The organism is Parasaccharibacter sp. TMW 2.1888, from assembly GCF_023167265.1.
Taxonomy (GTDB): domain Bacteria; phylum Pseudomonadota; class Alphaproteobacteria; order Acetobacterales; family Acetobacteraceae; genus Bombella; species Bombella apis.
Genome location: NZ_CP030979.1, coordinates 242553 through 263212 on the forward strand (window position 1 = coordinate 242553; position 20660 = coordinate 263212).

Annotated in this window: 17 protein-coding genes and 4 tRNA genes; 7 read left to right on the forward strand and 14 right to left on the reverse strand. The window is 55.8% G+C overall.

Features of this window, described 5'->3' with window-relative positions; genetic code table 11:
- Window positions 1–147 precede the first annotated feature (147 nt).
- From recN to DTQ13_RS01110, 3 genes are all read left to right on the forward strand, one after another.
- Window positions 148–1884 (forward strand): DNA repair protein RecN, encoded by a 1737-nt coding sequence (gene recN, locus DTQ13_RS01100; RefSeq protein ID WP_248460826.1) that lies wholly within the window; start codon window positions 148–150, stop codon window positions 1882–1884.
- Window positions 1881–3959, forward strand: a complete 2079-nt coding sequence (gene ligA / locus DTQ13_RS01105) for an NAD-dependent DNA ligase LigA (RefSeq protein ID WP_248460828.1) — start codon at window positions 1881–1883, stop codon at window positions 3957–3959. Before recN ends, ligA begins: the two co-directional genes overlap by 4 nt.
- 311 nt (window positions 3960–4270) lie before the next feature.
- The gene (locus DTQ13_RS01110; RefSeq protein ID WP_043559820.1) at window positions 4271–5602 is read left to right on the forward strand and encodes a hypothetical protein; all 1332 of its coding nucleotides are present in this window, start codon (window positions 4271–4273) and stop codon (window positions 5600–5602) included.
- A gap of 102 nt (window positions 5603–5704) precedes the next feature.
- Here the strand turns inward: DTQ13_RS01110 and DTQ13_RS01115 are convergent, their stop codons facing one another.
- Window positions 5705–6613, reverse strand: coding sequence for a glycosyltransferase (locus DTQ13_RS01115; RefSeq protein WP_086431481.1), 909 nt, complete (start codon window positions 6611–6613; stop codon window positions 5705–5707).
- A 241-nt stretch (window positions 6614–6854) separates the two neighbouring features.
- Between DTQ13_RS01115 and DTQ13_RS01120 the strand changes: the two genes are divergently transcribed.
- Window positions 6855–8219 (forward strand): hemolysin family protein, encoded by a 1365-nt coding sequence (locus DTQ13_RS01120; RefSeq protein WP_248460830.1) that lies wholly within the window; start codon window positions 6855–6857, stop codon window positions 8217–8219.
- Window positions 8216–8785: an isochorismatase family protein gene (locus DTQ13_RS01125; RefSeq protein ID WP_248460832.1), complete on the forward strand. Its 570-nt coding sequence runs from the start codon at window positions 8216–8218 to the stop codon at window positions 8783–8785. The genes DTQ13_RS01120 and DTQ13_RS01125 overlap by 4 nt, the downstream gene beginning before the upstream one ends.
- Window positions 8786–8794: 9 nt before the next feature.
- Here DTQ13_RS01125 and DTQ13_RS01130 read toward each other — a convergent pair whose 3' ends face one another.
- The 12 genes from DTQ13_RS01130 to ispH all read right to left on the reverse strand — a co-directional run bounded on the left by DTQ13_RS01130 (window position 8795) and on the right by ispH (window position 16863).
- Complete coding sequence (locus DTQ13_RS01130) at window positions 8795–10210, reverse strand: glucoamylase family protein (RefSeq protein WP_248460833.1); 1416 nt, start codon at window positions 10208–10210, stop codon at window positions 8795–8797.
- 44 nt (window positions 10211–10254) lie between these two features.
- On the reverse strand, window positions 10255–11304 hold the full coding sequence (locus tag DTQ13_RS01135; protein WP_052349026.1) for a glycosyltransferase family 32 protein: 1050 nt from the start codon (window positions 11302–11304) through the stop codon (window positions 10255–10257).
- A gap of 8 nt (window positions 11305–11312) precedes the next feature.
- Window positions 11313–11960: a hypothetical protein gene (locus DTQ13_RS01140; protein WP_248460835.1), complete on the reverse strand. Its 648-nt coding sequence runs from the start codon at window positions 11958–11960 to the stop codon at window positions 11313–11315.
- A 130-nt stretch (window positions 11961–12090) separates the two neighbouring features.
- Window positions 12091–12720 carry a hypothetical protein gene (locus DTQ13_RS01145; protein WP_043559812.1) on the reverse strand — a complete coding sequence of 210 codons (630 nt, stop codon included), beginning with the start codon at window positions 12718–12720 and terminating at the stop codon, window positions 12091–12093.
- Between the two features lie 390 nt (window positions 12721–13110).
- Window positions 13111–13187 (reverse strand) — tRNA-Arg (locus DTQ13_RS01150).
- Between the two features lie 20 nt (window positions 13188–13207).
- A tRNA-Pro gene (locus DTQ13_RS01155) sits at window positions 13208–13284 on the reverse strand.
- Between the two features lie 80 nt (window positions 13285–13364).
- Window positions 13365–13880: a xanthine phosphoribosyltransferase gene (gene gpt, locus DTQ13_RS01160; protein WP_081563261.1), complete on the reverse strand. Its 516-nt coding sequence runs from the start codon at window positions 13878–13880 to the stop codon at window positions 13365–13367.
- Window positions 13881–14027: 147 nt separating this feature from the next.
- Window positions 14028–14103 (reverse strand) — tRNA-Asn (locus DTQ13_RS01165).
- A 138-nt stretch (window positions 14104–14241) separates the two neighbouring features.
- Window positions 14242–14317, reverse strand: a tRNA-Asn gene (locus DTQ13_RS01170).
- 82 nt (window positions 14318–14399) lie between these two features.
- Window positions 14400–14891, reverse strand: a complete 492-nt coding sequence (gene rnhA / locus DTQ13_RS01175; protein WP_081563262.1) for a ribonuclease HI — start codon at window positions 14889–14891, stop codon at window positions 14400–14402.
- Window positions 14884–15834, reverse strand: a complete 951-nt coding sequence (locus tag DTQ13_RS01180) for a homoserine kinase (RefSeq protein WP_248460837.1) — start codon at window positions 15832–15834, stop codon at window positions 14884–14886. The genes rnhA and DTQ13_RS01180 overlap by 8 nt, the downstream gene beginning before the upstream one ends.
- Window positions 15835–15840: 6 nt before the next feature.
- The gene (gene ispH, locus DTQ13_RS01185; protein ID WP_043559807.1) at window positions 15841–16863 is read right to left on the reverse strand and encodes a 4-hydroxy-3-methylbut-2-enyl diphosphate reductase; all 1023 of its coding nucleotides are present in this window, start codon (window positions 16861–16863) and stop codon (window positions 15841–15843) included.
- A 165-nt stretch (window positions 16864–17028) separates the two neighbouring features.
- Here ispH and DTQ13_RS01190 point away from each other — a divergent pair, with 165 nt between their 5' ends.
- Complete coding sequence (locus DTQ13_RS01190) at window positions 17029–17631, forward strand: hypothetical protein (RefSeq protein WP_043559806.1); 603 nt, start codon at window positions 17029–17031, stop codon at window positions 17629–17631.
- A gap of 74 nt (window positions 17632–17705) precedes the next feature.
- Here the strand turns inward: DTQ13_RS01190 and DTQ13_RS01195 are convergent, their stop codons facing one another.
- Window positions 17706–19640, reverse strand: a complete 1935-nt coding sequence (locus tag DTQ13_RS01195) for a glycosyltransferase family 2 protein (RefSeq protein ID WP_248460839.1) — start codon at window positions 19638–19640, stop codon at window positions 17706–17708.
- Between the two features lie 63 nt (window positions 19641–19703).
- On the opposite strand from DTQ13_RS01195, the gene DTQ13_RS01200 reads away from it, so the two are divergent.
- A complete protein-coding gene (locus DTQ13_RS01200; RefSeq protein WP_043559804.1) occupies window positions 19704–20600 on the forward strand; it encodes a glycosyltransferase in 897 nt (298 codons plus the stop codon).
- The last annotated feature ends 60 nt before the right edge of the window (window positions 20601–20660 follow it).

Consider the following 20660-nt stretch of genomic DNA (forward strand, 5'->3'; position numbering starts at 1 on the left):
TTCCGACTTCACATCGTTTGCCCTTGTCCGGCCCGTGCAGCCTCTTGCACTGGGCCTGTTTCTTTCTGACTATCGGACACCGCATTTTCTGCAAACCACAACAGAAGCCCAATCCGACTGCTTCTGCCGGTTCTGGAGGCTGCACCCATGCTGACACATCTCTCCATCCGTGATGTCGTTCTGATAGAAAAACTGGACCTCCCCTTCCATGGTGGTCTGACAGCCCTGACGGGAGAAACCGGGGCTGGCAAGTCCATCCTGCTGGACAGTCTCGGCCTCGCCCTGGGGGAGCGGACCAGCAGCCGCATCATCCGTGCTGGAGCGACCCAGAGCAGCGTGACGGCCGTTTTCGAGCTGCACAAGGGGCATCCCGTCTATGGCCTGCTTCACAACAAGGACATCGCCTCCATCGAAGAAGGCGAACCTCTGGTATTGCGGCGGATCGTCACGAAAGAGGGGCGCTCCCGTGCCTATATCTGCGACCAGCCCATCGGCATCAGTGTCCTGCGGGAAGTGGCCTCGCTGCTCGTGGAGATACAGGGCCAGCATGAGCAGATGGGACTGGCAAACCAGAGTGCCCACCAGACCCTTCTGGATGCTTTTGGTGTGCCACAGCAGCTCCGCCAGCAGGTCGCCCGCTGCTGGGATGACTGGCAGAACGCCCTGCGCAGCCTGAACAAGGCCCGGAAGGATGTTGAAGAGGCCAGCAAGGAAGAAGACTGGCTGCGGCAGATCACGGAAGACCTTACTGCCCTTGCTCCCCGAGAAGGCGAGGAGGACGAGCTTGCCGCCCTGCGGGTCCGGCTCCAGCAGGATGAACGCCGGGGCGAGGCCGTTGCTGCCGCCCTTGCCGAACTGACCCCCCGGGACCGCCGGACGTCCACACCGGCCAATGCCCTCCGTTCGGCCAACCGTGCCCTTTCCCGGCTGCTTCCCTCCCCACTGGACCGGGCACAGAGCGAGGAGCAGGAAACACCCTCCGCCCAGCAGGAACAGGCACAGGAAGCCCTTACGGCCCTGGAAAAGGCCGAGGAATATCTGGCCGAGGCCGAAACCCTGCTCTCCCGTCTGGCCGTCGATACCACGGTAGATTTCCGCCTGCTGGAAGAGACGGAAGAACGGCTTTTCACCCTGAGGGCCGAAGCCCGCAAGCACAAGATCAGCGTCAGTGAACTGCCCTCCTTCCTCGAGACGCTGAACCAGCGGCTGGCCAGCATTGATTCCAGCGCAGAGGCCCTGGCCCGGCTGGAAGATCAGGTCCGTGAGAGCCGGGCCGCCTATGAAGCCGCTGCGCAGGAGCTGGGTGCGGCCCGCAGCAAGGCCGCCTGTCAGATCGAGAAACGGGTCATGGCCGAGCTGGTCCCCCTCAAGCTGGAGCGGGCACGTTTCATCGTCGAGCTGGCCCCTCTGCCTGCCGAGCAGTGGAACCGCCATGGCATGGAACAAGTGGCCTTCCTCATCGCCGCCAATCCCGGCCAGCCACCGGGACCGCTCGGCAAGGTGGCATCCGGCGGGGAACTCTCCCGCCTCATGCTGGCCCTCAAGGTCGTGCTGGCGGGCCGCTCCTCCCTCACGACGCTGGTCTTCGACGAAGTGGATTCCGGTGTCGGCGGAGCCACGGCCTCGGCCATTGGCGAACGCCTGAACCGTGTGGCACGGGATGTCCAGGTGCTGGCCATCACCCACAGCCCGCAGGTGGCGGCCTATGGAGACCATCAGCTCCGCATTGCCAAGCAGGTCGTCAACAACCAGACACAGACCAGTGCCACCCCGCTGACAGATGAGGAACGCCGTGAGGAGCTGGCCCGCATGCTCGCTGGCGACACCGTAACCGATGCCGCCCGTGCTGCGGCAGACAGCCTTCTTGGACCTGCAGAAAAATGACCGGAACCCCCACCCCCGCCCAGCGTCATGCCGAACTGGAAGAAAAGATCGCCCGCTGGAACGAGGCCTATCATGGACAGGACAACCCCGAAGTCTCCGATGCCGAGTATGACAATGCCCGGCTGGAGCTGGTCATGCTGGAGGCCCGCCATCCGGAACTGAAGCGCAGGGATGGTGTCTCCTCACAGGTCGGAGCTGCTCCCAATCCGGCCTTTGGCAAAGTGAAGCACCGTGCCCCCATGCTCTCGCTGGACAACGTCTTCAGCGAGGAGGAGTTCACCCAGTTCGTCAGCCGGATCGGCCGGTTTCTCGGGCTTGACGAGGCCCAGACGGACGGGCTGAAATTTGTGGCCGAACCCAAGATTGACGGCCTTTCCATCAGCCTGACCTACGAAAAAGGCCAGCTGACGGTTGCCACGACCCGGGGCGATGGCACGACGGGTGAGGATGTCACCGCCAACGTGCGGACCATCAGCTCCATTCCCCAGACCCTGCCCGCTCCTTTTCCTGACCTGCTGGAAATCCGGGGCGAAATCTTCATGAGCCGGGCCGACTTCCTGGCTCTCAACAGACAGCAGGAAGAGCGGGGCGAAAAGCCCTTTGCCAATCCACGCAATGCCGCAGCCGGGTCGCTCCGCCAGCTGGACGCCTCTGTCACAGCCCGCCGCCCTCTGGGGCTGTTCGCCTACGGGCTGGGTTACAATACCGGCATAACCGTCAAGACCCATTCGGACTGGCTGGACCAGCTGAAAACATGGGGATTCACTGTCAATCCACTCTCCCGGGCCATAAACCATGCCAGTGACGTGCCTGCCTATGTGGAGACCCTGGCCAGGGAACGGCCTGACCTTGATTATGACATTGATGGCATCGTCTTCAAGATTGACGCCATAGACCTTCAGACACGCCTTGGTTTTGTAGGCCGTGCCCCTCGTTGGGCCATTGCATGGAAGTTCCCGGCGGAACAGGCCATCACCCGACTGAATGAGATTGAAATTCAGGTGGGGCGGACTGGTGCCCTCACCCCCGTGGCGCATCTGGAACCCATCAATGTCGGCGGTGTCATCGTATCCCGGGCCACCCTGCATAATGAAGATGAAATCCGCCGTCTGGATGTCCGCCCCGGCGACCTCGTGCGCATCCAGCGGGCCGGGGATGTCATCCCGCAGGTACTGGGCGTCGTGGATGCAGACCGGCAGGACCGGGCCGCCCCCTTCCATTTTCCCGATCACTGCCCCGTCTGCCACGCCCATGCCGAACGCATCGGCAATGAAGCGGTCCGCCGCTGCTCCGGGGGCCTGACCTGCCCGGCCCAGACGGTCGAAAGGCTCATCCATTTCGTCTCCCGCAAGGCGTTTGACATTGACGGGCTGGGAGAGCGCAGCATCCGCAGTTTTCATGACCTCGGGCTGGTCCAGCGGCCGGGAGACATTTTCCGCCTGCATGAGCATCGGGACCGCCTCCAGAAACTGGAAGGCTGGGGGGCACAGTCGGTCGACAACCTGCTTCAGGCCATTGAAGACCGCCGGACCATCAGCCTCCCCCGCTTCATCTACGCGCTCGGCATCCGGCGCATTGGCGAGCGCAATGCCCAGCTTCTGGCCCGCCACTACCAGAGCTTTCCCGTCTGGCATACGGCGATGCTGGCAGCCATCAGGCCCGAAAGCGAAGAACGGACCGCCCTGAGTGCCATCATGGGCATCGGCCCTGCCATTGCTGAAGAAGTTGCCGCCTTCTTTGATGAGGAACATAACCGGGCTGCGCTGGATGATCTCACCCCCTCCCTGACCATCAGCGAGGAGACCGGTCCTGATGCTGATGACGAGGGTCCAGCGCCTCTGGCTGGTCAGGTCATGGTGTTCACGGGGTCTCTCACCACCATGTCCCGAGCCGAAGCCAAGGCCATTGCCGAACGTCTGGGCGCACAGGTGACAGACAACGTCTCCCGTCGCACGACACTGGTCGTACTGGGAGAAAAAGCTGGCTCCAAAGCCAAAAAAGCCCACGAGCTGAACATTCGCACGCTTGATGAAATGGGGTGGCGCGGCATGGTCGGGCTGGCCGAGACAGACTGAAGCAGACATCAAGTGGCAGGCTTGCAAAGTACAATAAAAATAAAGCCTGCCACAATGGTGAAATATGAAGTGAAAAAAGTTAAAATTTTGATTAAACTATTAATTATTTTATTATAAATCTATTTCATTTTTGTCAAATTGCGAAAAATGCCTTACATGACAATTTCTTGTATTTTATTTACTCAAGCAAAAGTTATTTTCTTATTTATGATTTATGCCTAATACTTATTTAAAATAGCATCAAATGGATAGACTTTCCTACAGGTCCCTTCTATACGGAATTTCGCCAAGAGTTTCCGGAGGTTAACACAGTGGGTGAAAAAAGGTATTTTCTAACATGGGATTTCCAGATCGTTCGACAGGATGCCACAAGTAAAGCCCTTTATTGCTCCAAACTGGAGGACCACTTCCCTACCGACGCTTTCGCTCTTGAACTTCACGAAGATGATGTCGGCGCAAATTATACATTCATCCCACAGGGCGAAGAGATTGCCCCCTATCATGTCGACGATATCGAAATAACCTTCAATTCTGACGTCCGTGTCTGGAACCTGCGGGACAAGAACGGGCTTTTCCTGTGCTTTGACTGTCATACACTTTCTTTTTCCAGGGAACATCCCTCCTTCTGGGAAGGCTTCCTGCTGCTTTCGCAGAGAGAAATTGACATACTGAGGCACCTCCTCACCAACAGGTGGGTCATTCCCAAAACACAGACAATCATTGATGGGAAAGACATCGAGGCCGTTGACGTCTTCAAACTGAAGATCAACCATTTTGATGTCGACATGCGGTATCAGCTTTTCAGATACTGGAACAAATACAACATCACGCTCTATTTTGACGGATGGAAGCGTGAAACGCTCTATTTCTACAATCCTGCCGTCTATATCACGGCTTACAATAAAGAATCCGTCATGCAGCAATGCAAGATGTGCGTTGTCTCACTGCGGAAAATGGGGAAATTCACCGGGCCGATCATCCTCATGACAGACAAGGACCAAGCCTACATAGACAATCTTTTTGAAGGGAAAAAAGAGTATACGGATAACCTCATCATTCACAACCTGTACCCACAGGACTTCCTTTCCTTTGTCTGCTCCAAATACGAAATAACGGACAAAGAAACTTTTGCAGGTTATCAGCCGCTCCTGTATCTGGACCCGGACATCATCATAGACAATCCTCTGGAACCCCTGCTGATCCGTGGTCTTTCAAGCGGCAAGATATGTTCGCCGGCTGAAGAATTCCATCCGATACAATCCCACATTCCAGTGGGATCCTCCCTGTTCTCGATGGATGATATTCCGGGGCGCTTCACACCAGGCATCAACGGGGGAACAATCCTTTTCCCCAATACGGAAAGTGATACAATCCGCCGTTTCATCAATGAGATCCGCCATCTGGTTACCAATCTGGTCTTCAAATTCGGGCGCTCATTCAATGGCTGGGCCGACCAGGAGGCCTATAACTATCTGGCCATCAAGACGAACGGGGTCAATTCCAATGCCCTGACGTCATTCACCGCCTATCAGGGCCCTGCACATAACAGGCGTCTGGGCCTCGTTCATTTCTGGGGCTTCTCTTCAGAAGAGAAAGTAGAACGGATGAAAGAATACATGGATACGCTAGGCTGCCAGCCCTGAATAAAACCGTGTCCCGCCACCCCTGAGGGGCGGGACACTGACAGATACCTGCGGACCGGACCGCCCCAATTTTCCCCTTCACATAAGCCCCGGATTCATCCGTCAGGCTCTGTCAACCCTGTTCCACATGACGCCACAGATGGTCCTGGGCAAGATATTCCTGATTTCATCCTTCACCGCCGCCACCAGGGCACGATATTCCAGCCTGTATTTATCAGTCGTGTCAGGAGCCGGATGATCCCAAGGCTTGGTATCAGCAACATAATGGATAATTGACGCATCCTCCTGCGCCTTCTTCACCTGCTCCTGCATACTATATTCAAACTCAAGATAATTTGTATGAAGATATTCTGCATACAGGTTCCAGCTCTGGCTGAAATGATGGAGAGAATCTTTAAAGACATGATTGAGTATTGACTCATCATAAAAAAGCCATTTCTTCTTGATGCACTCTATGCAGTAGGCTGCGTCTGCATCTGTTATGGCGTCCATATTGAAAAGAATGAGACCGCTATTTACATAAAAATAAGGGTTGTTTATTCCCAGCATGTTACGGCTGAATTTATTGAAATCTCCAAAATCTTCATATTTTCTATGATTACGGATCAGACAGCGAACCCCTCCCAATTTTTTATTCTGAGGGATCTCGTTGATGATTTTCAACACATCATCCCGCACCAGCATGTCAACATCAATGCTCAGAACCTTCTCATATCCCTTGAAAATCGTCGGGATGAATAAAGGAACATAAGTCTCCAGTGGCCGATTTTCATTATTGGCAAAATTCAGGCTTTCCATGAAAGACGAACAGTCAATGAATGATATGACGCTTCCAAAAGAGGCAACAACCTGTTCTGTGAGCCGTATGAGTGTCGTATCGAGATTCCGATATAAAACAAAAAACTCAATCCTGCTGGTATCTGAGCAATGGTCAAGTATGGACTTGATTGTGACAAGAGCCGGTATCAAATATTTTTTATCAAATGAAACAACTATTGGAAAGGTACTCATCACAACCTCATTGAATCAAACCTTCGATCTTATAAAGGGTTTCGTAATAATTTCCAAGATGCTTCCTCAAAATGGTCTGCCCCCTGCAGAAAAGACAGGATTTTTGAACGTTACTAACCCGGCATGATAAATTTATTTTCCATCCTCCTCACACAAAGCAATTGAAACCTGCCCCAACTGCATTATCATGCCGCCAATAATTGCCGCCTTGGCCCTGGCGGGGTGGCCATAGAGAGAACGCATGCCCACCACATCATCCAGTCATCATCCCTTCATCATGCTGATTGTCGGCCTCCTCGTTACGGTCGTACTCATCGGTGTCTCCATTCTCATCTCCCTGTCTGAAATCTCATTCGCCGCAGCACGGGAAACCCGCATGCGTGCCCTGGCTGAAGAAGGCGACAAAAGGGCCCGTGCTTTTCTGCGCCTCCGACGCAATAGCGGGCAGGTCATGACAGCCATACAGATCTGCCTCAATGCCGTCGGTATTCTGGGCGGTGTGGTGGGAGATGCCCTGCTGAGTGAACCTTTCGCCGAGGGCCTGCACTATCTGGGCCTGTCGGCACCTCTGGCAGACAAAGTCGGCTCTTTCAGCTCCTTCATCCTTGTCACCGGGCTGTTCGTTCTCTTTGCTGACCTTCTGCCAAAGCGCACGGCCATGAACGCACCGGACAGGATTGCTCTGGCCGTAGGCTGGTTCCCTGCCCTCATCCTCAAGCTCCTCTATCCAGCCGTATGGCTTTTCTCCCATATTGCCGACCTGATACTGAGGTTGCTGCGCATCCCGGCCACGGCCACGGTAGAGGCCGTCACGCCAGAAGATCTCCGGGCCATTCTTGCCGCAGGCACGGCCTCCGGCGTTCTTCTGGAGCAGGAACATCAGATGATCCAGAATGTCATGGCCCTGCAAAACCGTTCCGTGACATCTGCAATGACACCTCGGGACGAAATCGTTTATCTGGATGTCAATGAAAGTCTGGAGAGCCAGCGCGACAAGGTGCGGGTCCGCCCCTATTCCCGTTACCCGTTCTGCGATGGATCGCTGGACAGGGTTGTCGGCTCCATCCGTGCGGAAGATGTGTTGGTCGCTGTTGTTGATGAACCCACCACACTGACCGACCCGCAGAAGGCCCCTCCCAAACAGATATTCAACATGCGCCGGGATGTCCTCTCCCTGCCCGATACGCTGAACCTGTGGGAGACACTGGCCCAATTTGATACGCATGGCGCCGGTTTTGCGCTCATCTTCAATGAATATGGGCTGGTTGTCGGACTGATCACGTACAAGGACATCATGGGTGCCCTGATGGATGGACTGGCCAATCCTTTTGAAGAACAGGCCATCGTCCGCCGTGATGCTGATTCATGGCTCATCGACGGAGCCGCTCCCATTCTGGATGTTATCCGGGAGCTGGATATCCCCCTCTTCCATGACAATTCCGAGTTTGACACCATTGCCGGTTTCATCACCCATCGTCTGCGCCGTATGGCCCGCAAGGCAGACCGTGTCGAGGTGGCCGGTTTCCGTTTTGAGGTGGTGGATGTCGAACGTTTCCGCATCAACCAGCTTCTGGTCACCCGTATGAAACCCTCTGGCAAAGCATGAACAGCCACATCCTGCTGCCTCATGGCATAAGCGCCCAAGATGCACTGCTGATCATCGACATGCAGAATGACTTCATGCCCGGCGGCGCCCTCCCCGTTCCCGGCGGGCATGACCTTCTGCACGCCATCAATGGCCTCAGCCATCTGAATTTCAGGGCCGTCGTCGCTTCCCAGGATTGGCACCCCATGGGCCATTGTTCCTTCAAAGAACAGAACGGCCCATGGCCTGCCCATTGCATTGCCGGGACAGACGGCGCTGCAATGGTAGAGGGGTTGGACCAGCGACGCATTACCCATATCATCCGCAAAGGAACAGCAACCGATGCGGACTCGAACTCTGCTTTTCGTGACGATAGCGGACGCAGCACTGGCCTGACAGACCTGCTGAACGGCCTTGGCGTCACACGGGTTTTTCTGTGTGGCGTGGCGCTGGATGTCTGCGTTCTGGCCTCAGCCCGTCATGCTGTACGGGCTGGATTTGAAACCTTCATCATACAGCAGGCCTCAGCAGGGATCAGGCCACCATCAGCCTCCTCCCTGCTGGAAGAGTCCATAAAACTCGTCTGACAGGGCGGGCTAACGTTTTTCAAATCCTGCCTGCTGAAGTCCCCTTTGCAGGAACGGGTTCTTCTTCATGACATTCCAGACCAGCCCGCTACGAAGGTTTTCGGTCATCAGCAGAATGGGCCCCTGGTCAATCCCCAGCTGCTGACCATCAACCCAGAAACCGTCCTTCCCATCAGAAAAACTGGGATTGAATGCATCAAGAAAACCGTACTGGTTATAAACCCGACTACCGTATCGGGCCTTCATGGCCTGAAGTGCCGGCAAGGCAATTTCTGGCGCAAAAGCTACAGACCCACCTGCTGCCGTAGGCGCAATCGTGCCGTCATCCAACACATAATCCCGTCCGGCCCCACGGGCGCTGTACGCCAGAAAATGACGCCGCTGACCATCAACATCCCTGTAGGCATCCCCCGGTCCATCCGAAGCCGTCAACCCCCAGATGTCTGAACCATAATCCTTCCAATGTCCCGGATTCTGGCGGGCATACTCCCGCTGTGCGTAGACCGCTCTCTGGCTGTTCTGGAAGTAGTTATAACCACGCTGCCGACTTGCCTTATCCAGAATATCGCGGAAATCTACCCAACATTCACTATACTGATGCCCGAACAAGGGAGCAAAATTGAGCAGGTCACGCCCATAAAAACTCCCCTGCTGCCCCTTGTGAGTTTCCGTCCAGCGATCCCACGTTTCAGCAGGCAGGGCATGTGTCGGAGACCCAAGAGCCAGCAGGTACAGCATCAGCCCTTCATTATATCCTGTCCACTGTGAAGACAGGAAATGACCCGGCGGCATCCACCCCATGCTCAGCCAAGGGCTTTTGCCACCGGTCATCCACTGCCAGTCCACCCGACCGTATAATGTCTCGGCCAGTGTCCGGATTTCAGCTTCCTGCCTGTCGGACCTGTCATAATAGGACTGTGCAAACAGAACACCGCCCATCAGCAGTGCCGTATCTATGCTGGATAGCTCCGACCAGTCTGCCACCCGCAGCCCCGTCTCCGGGTCCAGAAAATGATAGAAGAAGCCGTGGGTTCCTGCCGTACCCCTGGCCTCATCACCCTGTGGCAACGCCGCCAGAAACCGCAAGGTCAGGAGGGTCCGCTCCACGGCCTGCTGCCGTGTGATATAACCCCGCTCCACCCCGATACCATAAGCTGTCAGACCAAATCCTACACTGGCAATACTGGCAGCCCCATGTGGCAGGGGAGCACGGTCCGGCACCAGACCATTCCTGGGATTGGCCGTCTCCCAGAACCAGTTGAAGGTTCGACGCTCCAGATCACTCAAGAAAATGCTGTCCTGAGATGACAGGGAGTAATCATCGGCTCTGGCGCCCGTCACGCCACCGCAAAATGAAAGAGAAAGGCCAATCCCGGCCAGCAGCATCCGCAGGCCTCTGGAAATACGGCCCACAGGTTGAATCATCGTCACGGGCACCATCTCCTCTACATCACATCGTCACACAGGGATCAGATCAGCATCTCGGAGTTGATGATGTTCGACTCCCTCCGGCTGTAATGCGTATCCTTCCCCACATGTTCATGATGGGCCATGTTATCATCAAAGATGGTATATTCGATCCCGTTGGAGAAACTGTGAATCTGCCTCACAATATCTTCATACCGGTCACGGTATTCATGCACGATCATTGAATAAAGCAGAGGCCCTGTAACCCGCAGGATGCCATAAGCCCCTGTCCCATGAATGGGACGTTTGTAGAGGGCAATACTGCACAGGACCTGCTGTATGATACGGCGCATCAGCGGATGACCCGCGGCACAGATGATGTAATACTGTTCGTACTCGCCATACGGGATGTGCTCGATTTCCGTATGCGGACGGGCACCATGGCACCAGAATGACAGCAGAAACCGGTCTTCCGGCCTCACGACCAAGTCCAAAGGATATGACATGGCGGTTTTTAGATCGAGATACACGCCACCGATGGCGTACAGGCACAGGTAGCGGAAAAAGTCAGCTCTGGCAGCCAGATAATCAGGACTTATAGCCCTGTAATATTTCAGTATTTCCTCACCATAGTGCTTCTGTATGAATTCCTCGATGTCATAATAGCCACCTTCCGACCAGAAATAGAATGTATAATTCTGATTCAGGGCGACAATGTTATTTCTGTTCTCTATGAATGCTTCCGGATAGACGCCCGGTTCTTTGGGGAAAATGCCGATCTGGTGGATTTTGTGAGCAATGTGGGCTTCTTCTGGCATTTCCGGCACAGGAGGTGGCAGGATTGAAGGATCAATCAGGCGAAATGTCTCACGATCCTGCATGACATTGCTGTACCCGTTGGACAGATCCGGTCTGGCAGAAAGGTAGCCCTGCCCCTTCCTGTAAAATCCAACGCGCGTAACAACCTGCCGATGAACCTCAAACCCCGCAGCCTCAATATCGTCTTCTGTTGCAGCCGGTGGGGCATCATCCTCGTAATAGGTACATAAAAATTTCTGTACGATCTCACGATCGATAACGGCCAGATAAGTATTGTAGCGGGAAACAAACATGATGCCCCTCAGAACGCTATCTCTTTAAGGCGCGTGATGCGCATGGTGTACTCTTTCCCGGATATAAATCCACTGAAAAGGAACTTTGCAGTCTCTCCCTTTTTCAGGCGACCTATTCTCGCAAATGTAGAAAGGTTCTCCAGAAAACCAATGCGTTTTCTATCAAAACTGGCAACAAACGGCTTATTGTCACCCGGCCCCAGAAAATAAAGCCCCGAAACCTCCCGTTCGTCATTTTCACAGAAAATCTCGGCCATGCCGGGGTCCGTAACAACGAGCAGCCCCACATAAACATCATACCGAAGAGGGCAGAACAGCTCCCAGTCGGCGATAACCGGAGAAAAAGCGGTCTTGTTGTTCGACGGATTTATGCTGAGGTAATGACCTGTCTTTTCATTATGTAAGGCTACCAGCCCCCCATCCTGTGGGCATATCCTGAACGGAGGCAACTCAACCAGGCTGTTAAAAATATTACGCCACTGCGGTATGAAATTATTAGGAAAAGGACAGGGACCTGCCACGAACCCACTCAGAAAAGAACCCTGTAACGGAACTCGCGCCAGCACCTTACGATACGGCGCATAGCACAAAACGTGCCCGAAACAGTCCATGAACCAGACTTTATCAAATGAGTAAGGCAAAACGTCCCCGGACATCACTCATTTCCCCAAAAACAGCATCAAATCCACTTGAAATTTCTTCGCCTGAAACTCTCTGGCTCGCAAATGACAGTTCTGTCTAACGTAAAAAATCCCATCCCTCGCAGGAGGGATGGGACGAAATTTCTTACAGTTCTTTCTCTGAACGAACAATGGACAGCTTGGCAATATCACCATGCGGGCTGACCAGGGTCACATCCACAGATTTACCCGGCGCAGTCGCACCAATCTTGGCCAGATTCTCCAGATTGCGCGTGATGGAGAATGCAAACCCACCCAGCCAGGCGAAATTGCCAATATTCTCAGCAACGGAAGGCCATACCAGAGCAGGAACCGGATGCCCGCTCATCTGCACCTCACCATAAGAACGATCCTGGAGGACGGCAAAGCCATCCAGCATCTCCTTGGTCAGAAGGATGAAGCGCTCCCAGTCATAAACAGCCGGAGAATTCCAGTGTGTATCGTTATTGCGCGGATTGATCGAGAAGAACGTGCCGGAATCCTGGTCTTCAAGAGCGACCAGATTCTCACCTGCAGCCACGAACTGGGCATCTGGCAGGTTCTGGGCAACACTCGACGTATGGCGGAACATGACACGGGCCGGCGTTTTCAGCGGCCAGGAAGACAATACAAACGTGTCCGGATAAGCCCCCGGAGAAAGATAATCGCGGATCAGTGGACCACCCTCTGAAGGCTGATCGATCACATGACCGAACCAGTCCATGACCCAAAGACGCTGCAAACGATTCTCACTCATGGTAACACCTCATTACATCAGGTTATGAAGCAAGTTATAACAGGGCAGAAAAAATGTAAACATCCCCTTTCATGAAAGAAATTTGTTAACAAAAAACAGTAAAGAATAATGTACTAAATAAAAAAAACATAATGATAATAGACCACCACGTCCCTGCTTCAACCTTCCTTCGCACCTCCATCTCTTCTCCAGATAACAATATGCTTACGCACCATCACGTCCCGCTTCCTATTCAGGGCAGCCAGAAGCACATTATGGACAGATTTTACTATGTAACGCACATCCACAACCCGCACCTGCATGCAGGCGACAGGTCAGAACTACATGAGCCCAACGGATATTTTATAGGGAGACTACTCTGCAACGGAGCGACACTACAAGGCGGCATAATGGTGCGCCCTGCTGGATTCGAACCAGCGACCCACAGCTTAGAAGGCTGTTGCTCTATCCAGCTGAGCTAAGGGCGCTCCTGCCTTGCTGCATGACGTGGTCGGGGCGCCCGGACTCGAACCGGGGGCCTCCTGTACCCAAAACAGGCGCGCTACCAGGCTGCGCCACGCCCCGACGACGTGATGCCTTCTTAAAGGGACTTCACCGTACAGGCAAGGGACTTTCTTGCATGAAAAAAGTGTTTTTTCAAAAAATTACGCCTTGTGACTGCGGTTCAGCGGCGCAACAAACTGCGGCGCCATGTCCCATGGGAAGAGAACCCACGTATCCTGCGGCACTTCTGTCACGAAATGATCGGTACAGGGCCGCCCATCCGGCTTGGCATACAAACAGGCAAAAACAGCTTTGGGCAGCATCTCCCGCACATAACGGGCCGTTACCCCCGAATCCACAAGATCATCCACGATCAGGAACCCTTCCCCATCACCTGCGGCTTCCGGGGCTTTCAGCAGCTTTGGCTCCTGCTGGGTTCCTGCCTCACCTGCATAACTGACAACAGACACGCTCTCGATCAGACGGCATCCCAGCTCCCGCCCCAGAATGGCCGCTGGAATCAGCCCTCCCCTCGTGATGGCCACAATGCCACGAAACGGACGATATTTGCGCATCAGCTCCGTGGCCAGAAGGCGGGCATCCCGATGCAGCTGGTCCCATGTCACCGTCGCATAATTGATGCTCTGCGAACCCTGCGTCTGTACGGTGCCTGTCATGCTCTGTTCGTGCCCTTCAATCATGCATTATTCCACGCCCCTATCATACGATAAGACAGAAACTGGCAGAACCACAACATGCTGTTTTATTTTATGGGAAGCATGAAAAAGGCCCGCAGCCATACAGCCCGGACCTGAATGAAAGGCTGGCTCCCGAAGTAGGACTCGAACCTACGACCCAGCGATTAACAGTCGCTTGCTCTACCAACTGAGCTATTCGGGATCAGCTGGAGCCTATCTAGCCAATCTCCTCCGGCAGGTAAAGCCCCTTTTTTCAGCAAATTAGAAAATAATTTCACCCGTATCCGCTCCGGATACAGAAAAGGCCCGCAGCCATATGGCCCGGACCTGAATGAAAGGCTGGCTCCCGAAGTAGGACTCGAACCTACGACCCAGCGATTAACAGTCGCTTGCTCTACCAACTGAGCTATTCGGGATCAGCTGGAGCCTGTCTAGCCAATCTCCCCCGGCAGGTAAAGCCCCAGAAAAGATTTCTCGGCAAGATTCTTCCAAATACCGTCAATCCCCGGCAGCAGAACCGGCTTCCAGCTCTTCCCGCCCTTCAGTCGCCAGCTGATCGACCAGATCATTTTCTGCATGCCCGGAATGACCTTTTACCCAGTGCCAGTCCACCTGATGCCGCTTGGCTGCCTCCAGGATACGCCGCCACAAATCCATGTTGGCCACAGGGTCTCCCGATGCATTGCGCCAGTTGCGCCGTACCCAGCCCGTATGCCACCGGGTGATGCCATTCCGCAGATACTCACTGTCCGTGTAAAGATTGACCACACAGGGGCGTGTCAGCGTTTCCAGAGCAACGGCAGCCGCCGTAAGCTCCATGCGGTTGTTGGTCGTTTCCGCCGCCCCGCCTTTCATGGTGCGCTCATGACCCTGACAACGGAACAGGATACCCCAGCCACCTGGCCCAGGATTGGGCTTGCAGCCTCCATCCGTCCAGATATCCACCTGCGTGCTGGGAGCTGCGTCCCCTTTCTCCGCCCTGTCAGACATGGTCTGCCTTCCGGAAATGATGCAGCCGTCTCTGATAGGCCCAAGGGTCTTTTTTAGTTACCAAAGCCCCCTCTGGCGTATGCACCCAATCATACAGACGTGTAAGCAGAAACCGCATGGCCGCTCCCTGGCACAGAATCGGCAGGGCCTGATGTTCGGCAGCATTCAGCGGGCGAACCTGTTCATACCCGCGCAAAAGTGCCTCAGCCCTGTCCTCCCGGTAATGACGTTCGTCCTCAAAACACCAGGCATTCAGACAGATGGCCAGGTCATAAGCAAGAAAGTCCGTACAGGCGAAATAGAAATCAATGATGCCAGAGAGATGACCATTCTGGAAAAAGACATTATCCATGAACAGGTCAGCATGAATCTGCCCACGAGGCAGGGACCCGGCCTCCGGCCACGCTGCCACAAGCGCTGAAAGAGCTGTGCGAACCTCCGCCATCAGGGCTTTCACCGCCTCATCACCACCATCCGTACACCGGGAAAACAGCTCAATCCAACCTTCCGGTGCCAGAGCATTGGCCCTCTCGGCCCTGTAACCCAGCCCGGCTTCATGCAGACGTGCCAGACTCCGCCCGACCTGCTCACAGGCCTGCGGGGTTACCACCTCCAGAGACTGCCCCTCCAGAAAACTGACCAGAATGGCAGGCCGACCTGCCAGCTGGCGCAGAGCCACCCCGTCTTTCGCCACGACAGGCTGCGGACAGGCTATCCCCTCTCCCGCCAGGTGCGCCATCAGCCCAAGAAACCACGGGAGCTCCTCCGGTTTCATGCGTTTTTCAAACAGCGTCAGGATGAAGCGCCCCTGAGTGGTTTTCACCAGAAAATTGCTGTTCTCTATTCCTTCCGCAATCCCGGTGAAAGAGCGAAGCTCCCCTATGTCATAAAGTGACAGGAAGCCCCGCAAGTCCCCTTCCTGGAGGTCCGTATAAACCGCCATGAGCGATCAGACCGCATCCGAAAGCGGATGGGGAAGGCGGAAATTGATGTTTTCCTCCTTCACGATACGCTCCTCGATTGTCACGTCATAACGGGCAGAAAGCTGCTCTATCATTTCCTGCACAAGGCTCTCCGGAGCGGACGCACCGGCACTCATGCCAAGCGTCCTGACACCCTCCAGCTCATTCCAGTCCATGTCGGAAACCTTTGGTACCAGCAGGGCCCGCTTGGCCAGAGACCGCTCGGCCACCTCCCGCAGACGCTGTGAGTTGGAAGAATTCGGTGAGCCGATGACGATGACCAGATCACACTCCGCAGCCAGTTCCTTCACGGCCATCTGACGGTTTGTCGTGGCGTAGCAGATGTCCTCCCGGCGGGGCCCCACGATGTTGGGAAAACGGGACCGCAGGATGTCCACGATTTCTGCCGTGTCATCGACGGACAGGGTCGTCTGCGTGATGAAGGCCAGACGGTCCACGTCCTTCGGCTGGACCTCGGCCGCTTCTTTCGCATCATTGATCAGCGTAACAGCCCCTGGCGGCAGCTGCCCCATGGTGCCGACCACCTCAGGATGCCCGGCATGACCGATCATCAGGATATGGCGCTGCTCCGGGCCACCCCCGGCGAAATGACGCTCAGCCTCACGATGCACTTTGGAGACAAGCGGGCATGTCGCATCCAGGTACAGCAGATTGCGGCGCTGCGCCTCTGCCGGAACGGATTTGGGCACGCCGTGGGCTGAAAACACGACGTGACCATCCTCTGGCACCTCATCCAGCTCCTCGACAAAGATGGCACCTTTGGCTTCCAGCCCTTCCACGACAGTGCGATTATGCACGATCTCATGGCGGACATAGACGGGTGCCCCATAACGGCGCAGAGCCTCCTCGACCACCCGAATGGCACGATCCACCCCGGCACAGAAACCGCGTGGCCCAGCCAGCAGAATCTTCAGTGGCGGCTTGCCAGTGGCCGAATCTGCTCCGGGGACGGCAGAGTTGGAGGTTACAGGCGTCGTCTGTTCTGACATAATCTTCCCCAGGCAGGCGATGAACGATACGATATTGAACGGTCCGGTGGTGCTCCATGCAAGGTCATGGGCTATCCTGCACCACCATTCTGGGCCTCTATATCGTCCGTATTGCCGTCTGCTGCAATGTCCTGCGCCATTTTCTTGTGGAGTTTTCTGAGTCCGATGCCTGCATTCTCCCCCTCATCCCGCATCTTTCCCCGCCTTGCAGCGGGCCTCGGCTCCCTCATGCTGGCTGGTTTTCTCAGCGGGTGCGAGGAGGCGGATACCACCCATACCTTCGCTCCGGCCTGCCCCAGGTTCGATGTTCCCGGCCAGGTGGCGGACCGCATCACTTATGATGGAAAAGGGCTTGATGCCGCCCACCGCCTGACCTCCACCCACATTCTGGGTGTTCAGGGAGACTGCCGTACTGGCCCGCAGGATGCACAGAAACGGCCCATGACCCGTGTTCGTGTCAGCCTGAACCTCCAGCTGGAGCGTGGCCCTGCCACCAGCAGCGACAGTGTGACGGTTCCCTATTTCGTGGCCATCCTTCAGGATGGGGCCATCGTGGACAAAAAAGTCTTTACCGAAACAGTGAAGCTGCCTCCAACCGTCTCTGTCAGCCACAGCAGCACGCCACTGCGGTTCATTGATGTGCCGACAGGCAACAATCCGCAGATCAGCCCCTACTCCATGGAGATCGGCCTTCAGCTGAATCACAGCGAACTGGACTATAACCGCAGCCACCTGCGTGCAGCGCAATTCCACGAACATGTGCAGTAACTGCCACCAGACAGGCAGCCACCTGCACGCCCCATGAACAAAGGGCCCTCCAAGTCCTGGAGGGCCCTTCCCTGTTACACCTGATGCAGCGGAATGCTGCCGAGCCGCTCCTCCGCCAGAGGATCAAGGACATAACGCCACTCCTCCTTCAGGCGGGAGGCCACGTCAGCTTCCTCCACCATGTCCAGCAGGGCCAGGAGCCGCTCCTGCCAGGTTTCGCGCACGATGTTCTCAGCCTGTGCAATGGCGGCGATGCTCCGCAGCTTCACCATTTCTTCCAGCAGTCCATCGGCACGGTTCAGGACATTTTCATTCTGCCCCTCATGCGGGTCATTCATCTGGCAGATGAAGGCATTGGCCCAATAGTCGGCGTACCGCTCCACACCGAAGGACATGGCACCGTCCAGCCCGCTGTTCCGGGCATATTTCCAGACCCATTCAATGATCGACTTGTAGTAGTAATGGGAGATGTAAATATCTTCGTAATGACCGCCGTCAGCAAAAGCAGGGTCCGCCCCGATGCCGGGTGGCGGATTGCGGTAACTGTGAATGGACCCATCTGACAGCCTGTATGTGAATCTGTCTGCCTGCAGCCAGACCGGATGATGCGGCCGGGACTGTATGGCCCGACCGGGCCGCACGGCAGATTTGACCAGCCGCCAGCCCTCACCGATCCCGCCACGGGAGACAATGTCACGATTCCGCTGTGTCAACGGCCGGACCAGGTCCGCCAGCCCATCCCGGTTGACCTCGGAAGCCACGAACTTCCAGTTCAGGGCGATGGCATCACTCTCCCAGCGGGAGAAGCCCTGAAGATACTCACCCACCGTCCGGTAGGATGGTGCCAGCGTGATGAACTCATCTCCATCCAGAATGAAGCACCACTCATAATCCAGAATGTTCGGCAGCACGTTCAACCCGTGCCCGTAAGCCTTCGTCTGGGCGGACATCCCTGGCTGGACGGGATTCTCGATGAAGGTGATGACCCCCTCATCATGCAGGGCCTTCAGAAGCAGGTCCGAGCGATCATTGTTGTCGTTGCTGTAAATGAAGAAATGCTCGACCCCTATGCTCCGATGATAGGCGATCCATTCCAGAACATAGATGCCTTCATTACGGATCGTGGACATCATGCAGACCCGCTTGCGTGGCTTCACGCTGGCCCGGGCCGCATGCAGGGTCGCATGGATGAAGCCAGCCAGTGCGTCCGCCTGCCCCCATGTCAGCACGTCATCCCCCAGCGGGCAGCCCCGTTCGGCTGCAGGATAGCTCTCCCTGTCCTCAAGCCAACGGGCAAGACACTGCCAACCATCCCTCCACGGACTGCTCCCCGCCTGACGGAGCAGGGCCTCACGCAGGGAAGGCCGCTCCAGCAGCCTCTGCCCCACCTCACGGACAGCAGACCAGGCCGCCACCGGCATCATGGCATCCAGCAGCCAGACCAGATGGCTCCCCTCATATGTGTCTATCAGCTGCTCCAGATCATCCGCTGAAGGGAACATCCTGAAATGGGCAGCCATGTCCTCGCCCAGGCGTTGCAGTTCCTCTGTTGCCGCAACCTCATGCAGCTGGAACTGCTCCCAGCCCATCAGATGGCTGCAGTCCCCAAGAAACTCATTGACACCTCCCTGGCTGTTCCAGGGCTGGGCTGTACAGCACAGGCTGGACCGCAGGAGGTTCCGCAGTCCTATGCGCCCCTCATGCCCTACGATATCGACACGGCGGAAGGGCAGCACGGCCCCCCTGTAAGAGAAATGCCTGATCCAGAGGAGCGGAGGCTCCCCACCTTCCGGGCCCATGACAAGAAAGACGTAATCTGGCTGGTCGGAGAGCGTCATCGCCAGCAGGGGAACATAAAGAGGTTCACCATCCTCATCCCGGCGTGTCATCTCGTCGGAACGGACATGGCAGATTCCATGATCCTTGCGCCGGACAGCCAGCCAACCCTGATGTGCTGTCTCCAGATAATGAAAAGCCACCTTTACCACCCCATGCCCTTCCAGCATCATGTTGCCTACCCTTCAGGATGCTCCTATTATCTACAGGAGTCTGTTAAATAATCTGGCCTGTTTATGCAAACCGTTCTTCCACCACCTGCAGAATTCATTCCTGTCGCTTTGCCTCTGACAGAGCACAGTGCACCCAATGCGTATGCTACCATCCTCTCCGGGATCAACAACCTTCTGCCAGGAGTGAGGCTTGCCCTCTACATGCTGCATGAGGGCCTGCCGGAGGAAACCATGACAGCAGGCCGGCGTCTTTTTGATGGCAGACGCTCCCAGATCCACTTCGTGGATGTCTCCGAATGGATGCAGACATACAACCCGGCCTATCTCGACACGACAGACCGCACGACATTCTACAGCCTTGCTGTGCCAACCCTGTTCGCCAACTTTTCCCGCATTGTCTATCTGAGCGATGACATACTGCTGCGGGCCTGCCCCAGCCTGCTTTATTACAGCATCCCCGCCACGGCGCAGATCGGTGCAACGCGGGACCTGCTCCTCATCCCGGCCCAGACCAACGGTTTCCGCCTGCCGCAGGCCATTGCTGGGGGCCCCCCGCTGGTGGACTATCACTGCGGGGCCCTTGGTGTGCTGGACTCGAACAATTACTTCCAGAATGGCGTTCTTGTCTTCAACATTGCCGAGATCAGCCAGGCGCAGGCGGAAGAATGTGGCCACCTGTGCAGCACTCTGTTCTGGATGAGCGACCAGGACATCCTCAACCGCATCTTCTATGGCAAGGTCCATTTCATTCACCAGAACTGGAATGTCTGCTGGGGGCCGGGCTGTGTCGAGGCCAGTGAGACCCTCCCGGCAGAGTGGAAGAAAATTTACGATGACGGGCTGGCCAATCCCTTTGCCGTGCATTTCTCCGGCTTCCCTAAACCATGGACAGGATGGGATGGCCCATACGCAGAAGATTTCCGGCGGCTGCTCGGGGATGTGCTGAGGGCCTTTCCCTAGGGCCCCGGTACAGCAGGTTTCATCTTCCCTTTCACTCAATGACAGACTGGCGAGGCATTT